The organism is Rhizobacter sp. P2_H3, from assembly GCF_056403355.1.
In genome coordinates, this window is record NZ_JBFUFQ010000129.1 from 1 (window position 1) to 16412 (window position 16412).

The window sequence follows — 16412 nt, forward strand, 5'->3', positions numbered from 1 at the left end:
CAGGGGCGGGCGTCGGCGCGGGAGCCGGAGCGGGTGCCGGTGTCGGCGCAGGAGCCGGGGCGGGGGCCGGGCCGTCGGCCGCGCCGATGTCGGTCCACAGGCTCGCGGTGGTCGGGTTCCAGCCGGTGCTCGCGTAGTCGGTCTGCGCCACGGTGGCGCGGTAGTTGCGGCCGTTGTACGTCACCAGCGAGCCGGCGGCGTAGAAGGTGTCGGGCTTCCAGGCGGGGTAGCTGGCGGCCTGGGCCGTCGCGGTCACGAGGACGGCGGCGAAGGCGCTGAGCAGACGCATCTGGCTCGAGCGGGGGACGAGGGCGGTGACGGGCATGGAGGTCTCCGGGTGGAACGGGGGGCGTTACGGCGTTCGGGACTCTAGCCGCTGCAATACCATTTGAGTACCACTTGAACGATGAAAGTGGTAATGGTTTGTGCCCGCGAGCCGCAAAACGCGATCCAATAGCCGCGTCTCCACTTCCGTGCTTTCGTCCGAACCGTGTCCGAGTCCTTGCTGGACCCCACCCTCGCTCCACCCAAGTCCACGCTGGCCGTCTCCTTCTGGGGCGACCGGTGGCCGCGGTTGCGGCCCTGGCTGCTGGGCGCCGTCGCGCTGGGGCTGGCGCTGGCCGTCGGCCTCGCGCTGCGCCAGCTGCTGCTGCAGGTGCACTACAGCGCGGTGATGGCGGCCGTGGCCACCACGCCGGCGTCGAGCATCGGCCTGGCGCTGATCGCCACCGTGCTGAGCTACCTCGCGCTCAGCGGCTACGACAGCTCGTCGCTGCGCTATGCCGGCGCTCGCGTGCGGCATGCCACCGTGCTGCTGACCTCGTTCGTCGCCTATGCGCTGTCGAACACCATCGGGCTCGGGCCGCTGTCGGGCGGCGCGGTGCGCATGCGGCTGTACACCGCTGCCGGGCTGGAGCCGGCACAGGTCGGGCGGGTGATCGCCTTCAATGCAGCCGCCTTCGGGCTCGGCATGGCGGCGTTCGGCGCGCTCGCGCTGCTGTGGGGCGCCGACGACGTGGGCGGCCTGTTGCGCATGCCGCCGCTGCTGCTGCGGCTGCTGGCCGCCGCGCTGCTGCTGGGGCTGGCCGGCTTCATCTGGCTGTGCACGAAGCGCCGCGGCCTGCGCATCGGCCGCTGGAGCATGCGCCTGCCGACGCCCGAGCTCGCGCTGCGCCAGCTGGTGATCTCGGCGCTGGAGCTGTGCGCCTCGGCGGCGGCACTGTGGGTGCTGTTGCCGGGCCAGCACATCCCGCTGCCGACCTTCATCGCGTTCTACGCCATCGCCGTCACGGCCGGCATCATCAGCCACGTGCCGGGCGGCGTCGGCGTGTTCGAGGCGGTGATGCTGCTGGCCAGCGGCGGCACCGTGCCGAGCGATGTGATGCTGGGCGCGCTGCTGCTGAACCGCGGCATCTACTACGTGCTGCCGCTGGTGCTGGCCACCGGCATGCTGGTGGCCTACGAGCTGCGCTCCGGCGTGGCCGCGCCGGTGGGCCGCATGGCGGTGCACCTGAGCCCGCGGCTGATGGCGGCGCTGACGCTGGTCGCGGGCCTGTGGCTGATGGTCTCCGGCGTGACGCCGTTCACCGAGGACGCGCGCGAGATCCTCGCGCACCTGAACGTGCCGGTGCCGCTGATCGAGGCGTCGCACTTCCTCGGCAGCGTCGCCGGCCTCGGCCTGCTGCTGGTGGCGCGCGGGCTGTTGCACCAGCTGGATGCCGCCTGGTGGGCCGCGCTGGTGCTGTCGGTGATCGCCGCGGTGCTGGCACTGCCCAAGGGCATCGCGGTCACCGAGGCCGCGATGCTGACCACGCTGGCGCTGCTGCTGCTGATCTCGCGCAACCAGTTCGATCGCCGCTCCTCGCTGTTCTCGCAGCGGCTCGAGCCCGAATGGCTGCTGGCGCTCGGCGGCGTGCTGGTCGCCTGCGTGTGGGTGCTGTTCTTCGCGTACCGCGAGGTGGCCTACAGCAACCGGCTGTGGTGGCAGTTCGAGCTCGACGGCCAGGCGCCGCGCTCGCTGCGCGCGCTGACCGCCATCGCGCTGATCGCGCTCGCCTACGGCATGTGGCAGCTGCTGCGGCCGCCGGCCGGCGACGTGGCCGAGACCTCGCCCGAAGAGATGGCGCGGGCCGCGGCGATCGTGCGCGCCAATCCATCATCGGACGGCTGCCATGTGCTGGTCGGCGACAAGCACCTGATGTTCTCGCCGTCCGGGCGCAGCTTCCTGATGTTCGGCAAGCAGGGTCGTTCGTGGGTGTCGCTGTACGGCCCGTTCGGCGATGCGCGCGAATGGCCCGACCTGGTGTGGCAGTTCATCGAGCGCGCCAACGACCATGGCGGCCGCGCCGCGTTCTACCAGGTGCGCCCGGCCACGCTGCCGCTGTACCTCGATTGCGGGCTGCACGCGCTGAAGCTCGGCGAATACGCCACCGTGCCGCTGCCCGATTTCAGCCTGAAGGGGGCGAAGCGCGCCAACCTGCGCACCGGCGTGAACCGCGGCGAGCGCGAGGGGCTGCAGTTCGAGGTGGTGCCGGCCGACGGCGTGGCCGCGCTGCTGCCGCAGCTGAGGCAGGTGTCCGATGCGTGGCTGGCCGAGCAGCGCGGGCGCGAGAAGAGCTTCTCGGTCGGGCGCTTCGATGCGGACTACGTGCAGCGCCTGCCGGTGGCGATCGTGCGGCGCGACGACCGCATCCTCGCCTTCGCCAACCTGCTGACCACCGATGCCCGCAAGGACGCGAGCCTCGACCTGATGCGCCACCTGCCCGATGCACCGCCCGGCACGATGGACTTCCTGTTCGCGAAGATCATGCTGCACCTGCAGGCCGAGGGCTACGAACGCTTCGGGCTCGGCATGTCGCCGATGGCCGGCATGGCCGAGCGCCGCCGAGCGCCGCGTTGGCAGCGGCTCGGGCGGCTGCTGTTCGAGCACGGCGACCGCTTCTACAACTTCCGCGGGCTGCACAACTTCAAGGACAAGTTCGAGCCCGACTGGGAGGCGCGCTACCTGGCCGCGCCGCCCGGGCTGGCGCCGGTCTTCATCCTGGCCGACGTGGCGGCGCTGATCGGTGGCGGCCTCAAGGGAGCGATCAGCCGATGAGGCGCGTGCTCGCACTGGTGGCAGGGCTCCTGCTGATCCCGATGGCGCCGTGCCACGCGCAGGTGCGGCCCCAACCCAGACAGACGCCGATGCAGACCGCGCCCGGCACGGTGGCGCACGGGCTGTTCAACGACGTGCGCCTGTTCAAGCCGGCGGGCACCGTGCAGCAGTTCGTGTTCATGCTGTCGGCGAACGATGCGCCGGATGCCGCCGAGCAGCAGGCCATCGACCGCATGGTGGAGGGCGGGGCGCTGGTGGCGGCGGTGCCGCTGGCGCCGTTCTACAAGCGGCTGGAGAAGCAGGACGGCAAGTGCACGTATGCGGCAGGCGCCTTCGAGAACCTGTCGCGCCATTTGCAGGCGTACGAGCAGGTGCCGGGGTATCGGTTGCCGATGCTGGTGGGCAGCGGTGCGGCGGCGCCGTTCGCCTATGGCGTGCTGGCGCAGGCGCCGGCGGGGAGTTTCTCGTCGGCGCTGTCGCTGGGGTTCTGCCCGCGGCTCGCGCTGAAGACGCCGCTGTGCGCGACCAACGGCCTGCGCTGGGCGGCCGCCGGCGCCGGCGGTTTCGAGCTGCTGCCCGCGACGACGCTGGCCACGCCGTGGACGGCGGTGCAGGGCGCCGCGTGTCCAGCTGACAGCGTGCAGGCCTTCGTGCAGCAGGTGCCGAAGGCGCGCTGGGTGGCCGATGGCCCTGCGGCATTCGCGACGGCGTACGCGCAACTCTCGTCTGCCCAGCAGGCCGCCGCGCCGGTGGTGCCGCCGGCGCCGGAGCAACTGGCCGACCTGCCGATGGTGGAGGTGCCTGTCCCTGGTGTCGGTGCGGGTGCCGGCCGGCGCTTCGCCGTGCTGCTGTCCGGCGATGGGGGCTGGGCCGGCATCGACAAGGAGCTCGCGGCGGCGCTGGCGGCGCAGGGCATTCCGGTGGCGGGCTTCGATTCGCTGCGCTACTTCTGGAAGGCGCGCACGCCCGAGGGCCTGGCGAGCGATCTGGATCGGCTGATCCGCTACTACGCCGCGCGCTGGCAGCGATCGGAGGTGATCCTGATCGGCTACTCGCAGGGGGCCGACGTGCTGCCGTTCGCCGTCAACCGGCTGCCGGCCGCGACGCGCTCGACGATCAAGCTCACCGCGCTGCTGGGGCTCGCGCAGAAGGCCTCGTTCGAGTTCCACTTCAGCAACTGGCTGGGGCCGAGCGGCGACAAGCCGATCCTGCCCGAGGCGCGCCGGCTCTCGGCCGCCGACACGCTGTGCGTGCAGGGCGACCGCGAGAAGGATTCACTGTGCCCGAAGCTCGTGCCGGCGCATGCGCGGGTGCTGGTGATGAAGGGCGATCACCACTTCGGTGGGGACTATGCGCGGCTGGCGCGCTTGATCGTCGAGGCAGTGCGCTAGGGAATCTCCGCGTAGGCCGCCATGAACACCCTGACCGCCTCGCGCAACAGGGCCCGGTTCTCCCGCGCATCCGGCATGTCGAGCATGAGCAGCCCCCGGATGTGGCCGTCGCCCAGGAACATCGACAGGAACAGGTCCGCCGCCTGCCGCGGGTGCCGCACCTTCAGCGTGCCGGCCGCGTCGGCGCGGCGCAGGTACGCGGCCAGGTCGCCGATCAACCGTTCGGCTCCCTGCCGGTAGAAGGCCCGGCAGGCCTCGGGTTGTACCCCGGCGGCGCCGTAGAGCGAGCGGAACTGCGACAGCGCCTCGTCCTCGCGCGCCAGCGTCAGGAACTGCTCGCCGATGGACAGCAGCGCCTTCTGGGGCTGCTGCGCGTCCAGTGCTTCGGCGCCCGCGAGGCCGCCCACCACGCGCTCGGTGCGATCGCGTACCTCTGCCTCGAACAGCCCCTCCTTGGACCCGAAGTGGCTGTAGATGGTCATCTTCGAGACACCGGCGTCGGCGGCGATCGCGTCCACGCTGGACCGCTCCAGGCCGTGCGCATAGAAGTGCCTGCGCGCCGCATCCAGGATGCGGCGGTAGCGCTCGGGGTCCCGCGGCCTGCCGCGGCGCGGCGTCGGCGCGGCATCGTTCTCGGTTTCGTTCTTGGGCATCTTATTTAATGTACTTGAAAGTCCATTATGGCCAGGGTACACTTACTGTACTCAATCGTCCAGTATATGAATCACTTCATGCCGCTCCCCCTGCATCGCAGCCTCGACACCGGCGCCTGGGCGATCCGCGCCGTGGCGTTGGCCGCGCTGTTGTTCTTGTCGGCCTGCTCGGTGGCGCCTGTGCAGCCCCCGTCGCCTTCAGTGCCGCTGGCCGCTGCTTTTGCGCACGGCGCACCGGCGCCCGTTGCCGGCCAGGCTCTCGACGGCGCCTGGTGGGCCGGCTATGGCGACCCGGCGCTGACTGCGCTGATCGACGAAGCGCTGGCCGCCAACCAGGATGTGGCCATCGCGCTGCAACGCGTCGCCCAGGCCCGTGCGGGTCGCGATGCCCAGGGCTCTCGCCTGTGGCCCACGGTGGGCCTGCAGGCGTCGGCCTCGCGCAGCGAAAGCGGCCTGCCCGATCCGGTCAAGCAGGGGCAGCCTGACACGCGCGCGCTTCGCGCCGGTGTCGATGTGGCGTGGGAGATCGACCTGGCCGGCGGCGTGCGCGCTGCCCGCGATGCGGCGCAAGCCGACGCCGCGGCCGCCACCGCGGGCGTGGACGGCGCGCGCTTGCTGGTGGCCAGCGAGGTGGCGCGGCAATACTTCGTGCTGCGCAGCGCTGAAGAGCAGCTGCGCATCGTGCAGGCACTGGCCGCGGCCCAGCACGAGACGGCCACCCGCGTGGGCAGCCGCCAGCGCGAAGGCGAGGCGAGCGCCTTCGACCTCGACCGAGCAGGCGCCGAAGCGGAGGCGCTCGACGCGCAGCTGCCTCCACTGCGGATGCTGGCCGGCGTCTCGCAGACCCGGCTGGCCGTGCTGCTGGGCCGCAACCCATCGGCACGCGTCGTCGACGACGGTGCAGCGTTTGTGTGGCCCTCGGTGCGCGACATCGGGACCGGCCAGCCCAGCGAGCTGCTGAGGCGTCGCCCCGACCTGATCGCCGCCGAGGCGCGCGTCGCGGCCGAGACGCTGCGCGGCGCCGAGGCACGCGCGCAGTGGTGGCCCAAGCTGTTCCTGAGCGCCCTGTTCGGCCGCGAGGACCTGCGGCTGAACGCGCTGGATCTCGCGCCGGTGCATTTTTCGAACGTCGCGCTGGCGTTTGCCGCGCCGATCTTCAATGCCGGGCGCATCGACGCCGGCATCCGCGTGCAGTCGGCGCGGGCCGAGGAGGCCCTGCTGGCCTGGCAGAAGGCGGTGCTGGTGGCCGTGCAGGAAGTCGAGGACAGCCTGCTGGTGCGCACCGAAGAGGCCGAGCGCGCTGCCGCGCTGAGCCGCACCGTCGACCACCGCCGCCGCTCGCTGCAGCGCGCCCGGTCGCTGCAGCGCGAAGGCCAGATCGACCTGCTGGTGTTGCTGGACGTACAGCGTTCGGTGCTGGCCAGCGAACTCGCCCTGTCGAGCAGTCGCCTTCAGCAGGTGCTGGCCGACGTTCAACTCTACAAGGCACTGGGCGGGGGCTTCGCGCCGCCTCGGACCGGTGTTGTCTCGACTTCTCTTGCCGCAAGGACGCCCCGATGAACAGGATCTCCCCCGCCATGACCCTCACGGTCATGGTCGCTGCCAGCGCGCTGTCGGCCGCCTGCAGCAAGCCAGGCGCTCCTGCCGCCATCGTCAAGCCGGTCTTCGTGACCACGGTGACCGAGACGGCGTCCGCGCAGACGCGCGCCTTCACCTCCGTGGTTCGAGCGCGTGTCGAGACGGACCTGGGTTTTCGCGCCGGCGGCAAGGTGGTCGAGCGTCTGATCGAGGTCGGTGATGTCGTGAAGGCCGGCCAGGCACTCGCTCGCCTCGACCCTGCCGACTATCAGTTGGGCGCGAGGGCCGCTGCCGACCAGGTGCAGGCTGCTTCCGTGGATGCGCAACAGGCCGCGTCCGACGAGGCGCGCATGCGCCGCCTGCTCGCCGACGGTTCGGTGGGCGCTGCCGACCATGAGCGCCAGAAGGCGCGTGCCGACGCAGCTGCGGCTCGCCTGGACCAGGCCCGCCGCCAGCTCGACCTGGCGCGCAACCGCGAAGGCTATGCCACGCTGGTGGCGCCCTATGCCGGCGTGGTGACGGCGCTGCGCTTCGAGCGTGGCCAGGTGGTCACCGAGGGCCAACCCGTGCTGTCGCTGGCCCGTGACGGGGAACGCGAGATCGTCGCCGACCTGCCGGAGGAATGGGTGGGCCGGGCGCGGACCCTCGCCGCCGTGGCCACGCCCTGGCAGGGCGCGGCGCAAGACGCAAAAGCGCCGCTGCGGCTGGTGTTGCGCGAACTCTCGCCACTGGCCAGCGCGCAGGGCCGGACCTTCCGCGTGCGCTATGCCGCGACCCCCGAATCGCGCGCGCAGGTCGCGGCGCTGCCACTGGGCAGCACCATGCAGCTGAACCTGTCCGACCCGACCGCGGGTGCGCCGACGGCCGCCCTGCCGGTCACTGCGCTGGTGAAGGCCAGCGGCTCCGCGGGCGTCTGGGTGCTGGATGCCAAGGGCTCGGGCCTGGCGTTCCAGCCCGTGCAGGTGGTCGGCGCGGACGACGCGTCGGTGCGCGTCACCGGCCTGGCCGCCGGCAGCCGGGTGGTCAGCGTCGGTGCCCAGAAGCTCGATGCCGGCATCAAGGTGCGGGCCGTCGAACGTTCGCCCGAAGCCGGGCCCGCCCCCGTCACCAAGAGCAGCTCGCAAGGGCAGTCATGAAGCGCTTCAATCTCTCGGAATGGGCCGTCACGCACCAGCCGATGGTGCTGTTCCTGATCATCGCGACGCTCATCGTCGGCGTCATGTCCTTCAGCCGCTTGGGCCGTCTGGAGGACCCCAACTTCGACGTGCCGCAAATGACGGCCATCGTCGTGTGGCCCGGCGCCACCGCGCAGGACGTGCAAGACCAGGTGCTCAACCGCATCGAGCGCCGGCTGCAGGAGCTGGATCACTTCGAATCCGTGCGCAGCTTCGCACGCCAGGGTTATGGCGGTGTCACGCTGTACATGAAGGGCGGCTCGAGCAAGGCGGAGCTGGACAACGCCTGGTACCAGGTGCGCAAGAAGATCGGCGATGTGCGCCAGGAGTTCCCCGACGGCGTGCGCGGGCCCTTCTTCAACGACGAGTACAACGACCGCTACAGCGTGCTCTACGCGTTGAGCGCGCCCGAGCTGTCGATGGCCGAGCTGCTGGCGGTCACCGAAGACGTGAAGCGGCGCATCCAGGGCGTGGACGGCGTCGGCAAGGTCGACGTTCTGGGCAAGCAGGCCGAGCGCGTGTACGTGGAGCTGTCCACCCGGCGGCTGGCCGCACTCGGCATCGCGCCGACCGCCGTGTTCGACGCGCTGGCGCGCCAGAACCTGGTGGCCCCGGCCGGTTCGGCCGATGCCACGCACGACCGCGTGCAGGTGCGCGTGGACGGCGGATTGCACGGCACCGCGGACGTTTCCAACGTGACGCTGGAAGTGGGTGGCCAGCTGCTGCGGCTGGCCGACATCGCCACCGTGCGCACCGGCTACGAGGATCCGCCGAGCCTGACCATCCGCCACAACGGCGTGCCGGTGCTGGCCATCGGCGTGACGATGCAGGCCAACGGCAACGTGCTGGACTTCGGGCACGCGCTGGAACAGCGGCTGGCGCAGGTGCGGCAGGAACTGCCGGCGGGCGTGGAGATCCAGCRGTACGCCGACCAGCCGCGCGTGGTGGAGGAGTCGGTCTGGGAATTCGAGCGCTCGTTCCTGGAAGCGCTGGCCATCGTGCTGGCCGTGTCCTTCCTGTTCCTGGGCTGGCGCACCGGCATCGTGGTGGCCGCGTCGGTGCCGCTGGTGCTCGGGCTGGTGGCGGCCGTCATGCACGCGGCCGGCTGGGCCCTGGACCGCATCTCGCTGGGCGCGCTGATCATCGCGCTGGGCCTGTTGGTCGACGACGCCATCATCGCGGTGGAGATGATGGTGGTGAAGCTGGAGGAAGGCTGGGACCGGCTGCGCGCTGCCACCTACGCCTACACGACCACGGCGCTTCCGATGCTGACCGGCACGTTGATCACGGCCGCCGGGTTCATGCCGGTGGGTTTCGCCAAGTCGATCGCCGGCCAGTACGCGGGCGGCATCTTCTGGGTCGTCGGGGTGGCGCTGATCCTGTCGTGGCTGGTGGCCGTGATCTTCACGCCGTACCTGGGYGTGCTGCTGTTGCCGAAGAACCTGGCCGCCGGCACGCACCACGACGTCTACGACCGGCCCGTCTACCACCGGCTGCGCGCCGTCATCGATTGGGCGGTGCAGCGCCGGGCCTGGGTACTCGGCGCCACGGTGCTGCTCTTCGCCATCGCCGGTGCCGGCATGCTGACGGTACAGCAGCAGTTCTTCCCCACCGCATCGCGGCCGGAACTGCTGGTGGACCTGAGACTGCGCGAAGGGGCGTCTTTCGCCGCGACCGAGCGCCAGGTGAAGCTGCTCGAAGCCCGACTTGCGAAAGACCCGGACATCGAATTCTTCACCGCTTACACCGGTGCCGGCACGCCGCGCTTCTATCTGTCGATCCTGCCGGAATTGCCGAACCCGGGGTTCGCACAGTTCGTCGTCAAGACGGCGGGCATTGAACAGCGCGAACGGGTGCGCGCCCGGCTGATGGACCTGTTCGCCAGGGACGAGGCTTTGCCGGACGTCAATGCGCGCGTCACGCGCCTGGAGTTCGGCCCGCCGGTGGGTTTCCCGGTCCAGTTCCGTGTCATCGGCCCCGACAAGGCGCAGGTGAGGGAGATCGCCTACAAGGTGCGCGACGCGGTGCGCCAGAGCCTGCTGGTGCGTGACACGCAGTTGGACTGGAACGAGCAGGTCCGCTCGATGAGGGTCCACGTCGACCAGGACAAGGCACGGCTGCTGGGCCTGTCCACGGCCGACATCCAGGGCCTGGTGCAGACCACGCTGGACGGCGCACCCGTGACGCAGATCCGCCGTGGCGAAGAGCTCATCGACGTGGTCGTGCGAGCGACACCCGAGGAGCGCAAGAGCATCGGTCGACTGGGCGACCTGCCCGTGTTCACGCGCAGCGGCGTGACCGTTCCGCTGTCGCAGCTGGCCCGCGTGGAGCCGGGCTTCGAGGAGCCGGTGCTGTGGCGACGCAACCGCGACATGGTGCTCACCGTGCGCAGCGACGTCGCCGACGGCGTGCAGGGTCCGGACGCCACCGCGAAGATCCGGCCGTTGCTGCAGCCGATCGTCGACAGCTTGCCCACGGGCTACCGCCTCGAGGACGGCGGCGCCATCGAGGAGAGCGACAAGGCCAACAAGGCACTGTTCGCGGTGTTCCCGGCGATGTTCGCGGTGATGCTGACTCTGCTGATGATCCAGTTGCAGAGCTTTTCACGCCTGTTCATGGTGTTCATGACGGCGCCGCTGGCGCTGATCGGCGTGGTGCCGGCGCTGCTGCTGTTCCAGGCGCCATTCGGCTTCGTCGCGCTGCTGGGCGTGATCGCCCTGAGCGGCATGATCATGCGCAACTCGATCATCCTGGTCGACCAGATCGACCAGGACATCGCGCGCGGCGTGGCGCCCTGGACCGCCATCGTCGACGCCACGGTACGGCGCTCGCGCCCCGTGGTGCTGACCGCCGCCGCCGCGGTGCTGGCCATGATCCCGCTCACGCACAGCGTCTTCTGGGGGCCGATGGCCATCTCGATCATGGGCGGCCTCGTCGTGGCCACGGCGCTCACCCTCGTCTTCGTGCCGGCACTGTACGCCGCCTGGTTCCGCGTCCGGCGTGACCACATTTCAACCAAGGAGCAATGAATGTCCAACGACCACAAGCAGCAGGATGGCGTCGCGATCGTCACCGGGGCATCGGGCGGTATCGGAGAGGCCACCGCGCTGGCACTGGCGCGGGCCGGATACCGGGTCTTCGGCACCTGTCGCAAACCTCCGCCGTCGAAGTCCGCGGGTGTCGAGTACCTGGTTTGCGATGTCACCAGCGATGCGTCAGTCGAGGCCGCGTTCGGCGAAGTGCTTGCAAAGGCCGGCCGCATCGATCTGCTGGTCAACAACGCAGGGGTCGGGCTGATGGGCGGCGCGGAGGAGTCATCCATCGAGCAGGCGAAGTCACTCTTCGCCGTCAATGTGTTCGGCGTGATGCGGACCACGAACGCCGTCCTTCCCGTCATGCGCCGGCAGGGGCGGGGCCGGATCGTCAACATCAGCTCCGTCATGGGACTGATCCCGGCCCCTTACATGGCGCTGTATGCATCGAGCAAGCACGCCGTGGAAGGCTATTCCGAGTCGCTGGACCATGAGGTCAGGGACGCGGGTGTCAGGGTGGTGCTCGTCGAACCCGCGTACACACGGACTTCGTTCGAGAGCAATCTGATCCAGGCTGACCAACCGCTCGACAACTACAAGTCCGCACGCTCGAACGCGGAGGCTGTCATGCGCGACGTGATGAAAAACGCCGACTCGCCGGAGTCGGTGGCGCAAACCGTCTTGAAGGCCTGCTTCGCGGCAAACCCGCGCCGCCGCTACGCCGCAGGTGGATTCGCGCGACAAGTGAGCCTGCTTCGTCGGTTCGTCCCGGCAGCCGCGTTTGACAAGAGCCTGCGCAAGCAGCTGCGGCTGCCGGCATAGGTCGCGCCACCCCACCCCTCCATGAAACCGACACCCACATGAATTCCATCAAGGTACAGCATCAGACTCTACTCGCCATCGCGGCCAGCCTCGCCTGCGTCGGCACGGCCAACGCGGCTGCCTTCCAGCTCAAGGAGCAGAGTGCCACTGGCCAGGGGCGCGCCTTCGCGGGCTCGATCAGCGAAGGCGGAGACGCCACCGTGATCGCGAACAACCCCGCCGCCATGACGCTGCTGAACGGCCGGTTGATCCAGGCCGATGTCGCGGTCATCGACTACGCCGTCAGGTTCGACGGCACGGGCCATGACGCGCTGGGCCGCCCGCTGTCCGGAGGCCATGGCGGCAACGCCGGCGACACCGCTGCGGTGCCGTCGCTGTACTTCCACACGCCTCTGACGGATCGAATCCATCTCGGCTTCTCCATCACGGCGCCGTTCGGCTTCAAGACCGAATACGACGATGGCTGGGTCGGCCGTTACCAAGGCGTGAGAACAGAGCTCAAGGCCGTCGACGCCGGCGTGGCGGGGTCCTACAAGGTGAACGAGGTCCTGTCGCTCGGCGCCTCGGTGTTCGCCGAGCGCATGGAGGTGAAGTTGCGCGACGCGATCGACTTCGGCGCTCTCCTGGCCGCTTCCAGCGTCTCCGGCTTCTCCCCGACCAGTGCGGACGGATACATCGACATCGACGGCCACGACACCGCGGTCGGCTACACGCTCGGCGGCCTGCTGCGCCCGGCTGACGGGACGACGATCGGATTGGCCTATCGCTCGGAGGTCAGGCACAAGCCGAAGAGCGCCCAGGTCGACTTCTCGATCCCCCCGGCCGCCAACGCCGTGCTGTCCGCGGCCAGGCCCGGCACCTTCGTGAGCACGAGCGCGAGCACCGAGCTGACGATGCCGTCGTCCTGGACGCTCAGTGTCAGCCAGCGACTCGACGACCAGTGGACCGTGATGGCGGACTACTCGCGCACGTCATGGGAAAAGTTCGGCAGCGTGGTGCTGGACTTCGCATCCAACCTGCCCGACGAGACGCTGCACTTCGGCTATCGGAACACGTCGTTCTACTCGATCGGCACGGAGTACCGGGCCAACGACAGCTGGACCTTTCGTGGCGGTGCCGCCTATGACCAGACCCCCGTCACCGATGCGGTGCGAGACGTCCGCGTCCCTGACGTCAGCCGAAGGTGGCTGTCCCTCGGGGCGACATGGCGGGTGGGCGAGTCGCTGACCTGCAGTGTTGGCTACACGCACTTGTTCATCAAGGACACGAGCGTGAACCTCACTTCGTCCACCGCCAGCACGCTGCAAGGTACGTACAAGCTGCGCAGCGACATCGTCGCGGTTTCTGCCCAATACCGCTTCTGACGCTATCGCGCCACCGGATGCGGCGAGCCGAACCAGCGCATGGCTGCCAGGCGAACCTCGTCGTGCGACGGCGGCCCGTCGCACGCCCAGGCGACAAAGCCGTCCGGGCGCACCAGCAGGGCCGCCAGGCCGAGCGGTTGCTTCGCGTTGCCGGCCACGTAGCTGATTCGATCGCTCCACGGCGCAGCGCTGTGCCGCAAGGGATGCGAGCCGTCGAGATCGACCAGCAGGCCTGCGCCGTCATGGAGGTGCGACGCGAGCCTGCTGCCGTCGTCGAACTCGAGATCGGGCGCGCTGCAACCGGTCAGCGGGTGCCTGCCGCCCAGGTCATAGCGCAGCGAGAGGTCCCACAGCTGCCCGGCAAAGTAGGTGGACCCGTCGGGTGTGCTCATCAGGTCGCGCAGGATGCTTTCGAGGGCCCGCCCCTGCGGACCCGGCCGCATGATCGCGACTTGCGCGCGCGTCCAGTCCAGCAGCCACTGCCCCACCGGGTGCCGCTCCGCCTGGTAGGTGTCGAGCAGCCCGGCAGGCGCCGTGCCGCGGACCGTGGCCGCGAGTTTCCAGCCGAGGTTCATCGCGTCGCCCAGGCCCGCGTTCAGGCCCTGGCCGCCGAGTGCGGAATGGATGTGCGCCGCATCGCCGGCGAGCAACACGCGGCCCTTGCGGTACGCCGTGACGAGCCGCGCGCGGTCGGTGAAGCTGGTGGCGAGGTGGACGGCGGACAGCGTGACATCGGTGCCCGACACGCGGCGAAGCACCACCTGCAGGTGCTCGAGCGTGATCGCCTCCGATCGGTTGAAGGCGCCGCCATCAAAGTCGGCGATGGCGATCTGGCCCGGCTGGTTCATGTAGAAGCCGACGGGTGTGGCATTGCGACCGGGGCGCAGCTTCTCGGGGTCGGCGATGTCCACCAGCGCCGAGTACGCGGTGAATTCGGGCTCGGTGCCGGGGAACTCGAAGTCGCCCAGCTTGCGAACCGTGCTGCGGCCACCATCGCAGCCGACCAGCCACTTCGCCTGGACCGAGAGGCTCCCGGTGTGGACGAGGACGTGGTCGCCGCGGTCATCGAACCCGGTGACCGCCAGCCCGCGGCGGATGTCGACGCCCAGCGTGAGCGCCCGCGCCGTGAGGACCGACTCCACCGATGCCATGTCGGCTGCGAAGTTGCTGGAGGCCGGGTTCGGCAGGCGGTACGTCCAGCGAGACGGGTCGATCCTGGCGGCGTCGATCGCGATGCCCGCGAAATGACCGGCCTGGGCTTTGCGTGGAGCGCCCGTTGCAGCCGCCGCGGTGGCACGGAGGTCGTCGAGGAGCCCGCGGCGGTGGAGCGCCTCGCCGGTCGCGACGGACAGGCCGCGGGTGCCGAGCGGCGCTGCCTTCAACGGGGTTGCGGGGCTGTCGGCCCGTTCGAGGACCAGCACGTCGAGCCGGGCCAGCGCGAGCTCGCAGGCGAGGAATAGGCCGACGGGGCCGGCGCCGGCGATGACGACATCGTGAAGACGGGGAGAGGATTGGGAGGTCATGGCATGTGGATGGCAGTCGCACAGCTTCGCGCGGCTGCGTCGATGCGCAGCCGGTCGGGACAACGAAACTGAGGGGGTCAGCAGGCGAGCGCGTGGGTCTCCGGCTTCAGCGGGAGAAACAACGCGGTCGACGATTCAAGGTCGGGAACGAAGACGGGTTCGCTTGGCGATAGGCCGCACCGATGGGTGGGATGTTCCGGGGAAGGCGTCCCGGCGCAGGAGGCACGGGATCGGGAGCGATTCTAGCGGCGGAGCGGACTCACGCAGACCTTCTCAGATGATGCCTGTCATTCGATGATTCGAGGACCCACTTGCTGGTGTTCATTGGCAGGTTCCAGTGGGTGATGGAGGTGTAGCCGACAGCAGGGTAGGCGCGCCGAAAGGCGGCATCTCCGTAGCCGAAGAAGTACTGAAAGGCCACCTGGATCACGCCGCCATGGACCACGAGCACGGCGGTCTGCCCGAGGTGTTTCTTGACGATCGCGTGGAGTGCCGATTGCACCCGGGCACTGAACTCGATGGTGGTTTCGCAGCCAGGGGCGAAGCGATGGAATTGCCGGTCTCGCTCGCTCAGGCTCTGCCAGAGGGTGGTGAACTCGTTGGTGTCCATCGTGCCGTCGTCGCTCCGCCATTCCTCCAGGTCTTGTTCCAGCACGGCAGAAAGGCCGAGCGCCGGGGCCAGGATGTCCGCAGTCTGCCGAGCTCTTGGCAGCGTGCTGGCGTAGAGGGCGTCGGCGTGGATTTCCTTGCCGAGGCGAAGCCTGTCGGCGAGTGCCTGCGCTTGCAGTTTCCCCTCATCGGACAGCCCGAGATCGACGTGCGGGCCCACGCCGTCGACCTGCCCTTCGTCGTAGGCGCCATGGCGGATCAGAAAGATGGAAGTCATGCTTGTCGTGGCGCTGGTCATTTGATGGCCTCGCTCCTCACCTCGACGGTGCCGTCACCTTGCCGAACCCGCGTGACGAGAATCTCTCCTCGGTAGCCGGCTGCAGCGGTGCCACGCACGACCCAGACGCCGTCTTCCAGCGTCGCGGAGTAAGGCTCGAATCGAGCCGTGCTGGCTGGACTGAATGACGACTGGCTCGTCTTCTCGGAGATGGAGCGCCAGGCCTGCCTTGACGCTGCAATGGCCGCATCGGGAGAGTCGACGGAGTTCTTGCCTGGGGCCACAAACGCGGAGCACCAGGGCCGCAATGAGTCCCAGCGCGAACGGGGCCAGAAAGACGCCGACCATGAGCCAGCCTTCGAGCCTGAAGTGCCGATTGATCGATGTCATCGTGGTGCTTCCACCTTGCTGTCCCCCCCCATCTGCGGGCTTCGCCACGAAGGCTTGCTTTCCGTGGCGATCGAATCCCGCTTGCTCGTAGAACTGCAAAGTGCCTTCGTCCTTGCGGCCGGTGAGCAGCATGACCTTGTAGCACCCTTGCTTCCAGGCTTCAGCCAGGGCCTGCGCAAGGAGGGCTTTGCCCCAGCCTTGCCCACGATGCGCCGCATGGGTGACGACGTTCTCGATCAGCCCGTAGGGCCGGCAAGCGCGAGTGAGGTTCGGAATGACGGTGAGCGTGCAGCTCGAGACCAGATCGGCTTCGGCAAAGCCGCCGAAGTACTTGATCCGTGGATTGGCGAGAGCCTCAGCCCAGACGGCCTCGATGGCTGAGATGGGCGGCGGCGGGTCGTCATGCTCGTGCAGGTGCGTGTACAGGCGGAGCAGCGGCTGAAGTTCCTGCGGCTGAAGCTCGCGAATGTTCATGTGGGTGACTTGTAGCAGGGAATGTCC

12 protein-coding genes are annotated in these 16412 nt (G+C 69.4%); 7 read left to right on the plus strand and 5 right to left on the minus strand.

Annotated elements, in window-relative coordinates:
• The coding region (locus AC1D1T_RS20830) for a carbohydrate-binding protein (protein ID WP_477992413.1) at positions 1-325 on the minus strand (325 nt) is incomplete at its 3' end.
• Positions 326-490: 165 nt separating this feature from the next.
• Between AC1D1T_RS20830 and mprF the strand changes: the two genes are divergently transcribed.
• Positions 491-3097 carry a bifunctional lysylphosphatidylglycerol flippase/synthetase MprF gene (mprF, locus tag AC1D1T_RS20835; protein ID WP_477992414.1) on the plus strand — a complete coding sequence of 869 codons (2607 nt, stop codon included), beginning with the start codon at positions 491-493 and terminating at the stop codon, positions 3095-3097.
• Between the two features lie 89 nt (positions 3098-3186).
• Positions 3187-4488: a virulence factor family protein gene (locus AC1D1T_RS20840; protein WP_477826995.1), complete on the plus strand. Its 1302-nt coding sequence runs from the start codon at positions 3187-3189 to the stop codon at positions 4486-4488.
• On the opposite strand, the gene AC1D1T_RS20845 is transcribed toward AC1D1T_RS20840, so the two are convergent.
• Positions 4485-5141 (minus strand): TetR/AcrR family transcriptional regulator, encoded by a 657-nt coding sequence (locus AC1D1T_RS20845; protein WP_477826996.1) that lies wholly within the window; start codon positions 5139-5141, stop codon positions 4485-4487. The two genes, AC1D1T_RS20840 and AC1D1T_RS20845, sit on opposite strands and share 4 nt — an antisense overlap.
• Before the next feature lie 78 nt (positions 5142-5219).
• Here AC1D1T_RS20845 and AC1D1T_RS20850 point away from each other — a divergent pair, with 78 nt between their 5' ends.
• From AC1D1T_RS20850 to AC1D1T_RS20870, 5 genes are read left to right on the plus strand one after another with little or no spacing between them, the layout of a single operon-like run.
• Positions 5220-6701 carry an efflux transporter outer membrane subunit gene (locus tag AC1D1T_RS20850; RefSeq protein WP_477826997.1) on the plus strand — a complete coding sequence of 494 codons (1482 nt, stop codon included), beginning with the start codon at positions 5220-5222 and terminating at the stop codon, positions 6699-6701.
• 17 nt (positions 6702-6718) lie between these two features.
• Positions 6719-7855, plus strand: a complete 1137-nt coding sequence (locus AC1D1T_RS20855; RefSeq protein WP_477826998.1) for an efflux RND transporter periplasmic adaptor subunit — start codon at positions 6719-6721, stop codon at positions 7853-7855.
• A complete protein-coding gene (locus AC1D1T_RS20860) occupies positions 7852-10923 on the plus strand; it encodes an efflux RND transporter permease subunit (RefSeq protein ID WP_477992415.1) in 3072 nt (1023 codons plus the stop codon). The genes AC1D1T_RS20855 and AC1D1T_RS20860 overlap by 4 nt, the downstream gene beginning before the upstream one ends.
• Positions 10924-11748, plus strand: a complete 825-nt coding sequence (locus AC1D1T_RS20865; RefSeq protein WP_477826808.1) for an oxidoreductase — start codon at positions 10924-10926, stop codon at positions 11746-11748.
• A gap of 38 nt (positions 11749-11786) precedes the next feature.
• Complete coding sequence (locus AC1D1T_RS20870; RefSeq protein ID WP_477826807.1) at positions 11787-13112, plus strand: OmpP1/FadL family transporter; 1326 nt, start codon at positions 11787-11789, stop codon at positions 13110-13112.
• A gap of 2 nt (positions 13113-13114) precedes the next feature.
• Here the strand turns inward: AC1D1T_RS20870 and AC1D1T_RS20875 are convergent, their stop codons facing one another.
• The 3 genes from AC1D1T_RS20875 to AC1D1T_RS20885 all read right to left on the minus strand — a co-directional run.
• Positions 13115-14635, minus strand: coding sequence for an FAD-dependent monooxygenase (locus AC1D1T_RS20875; RefSeq protein WP_477992416.1), 1521 nt, complete (start codon positions 14633-14635; stop codon positions 13115-13117).
• 259 nt (positions 14636-14894) lie between these two features.
• Positions 14895-15542: a histidine phosphatase family protein gene (locus tag AC1D1T_RS20880; RefSeq protein ID WP_477827809.1), complete on the minus strand. Its 648-nt coding sequence runs from the start codon at positions 15540-15542 to the stop codon at positions 14895-14897.
• A gap of 33 nt (positions 15543-15575) precedes the next feature.
• Positions 15576-16412, minus strand: an 837-nt coding sequence (locus AC1D1T_RS20885; protein WP_477992417.1) for a GNAT family N-acetyltransferase, incomplete at its 5' end; no start/stop codon positions are given.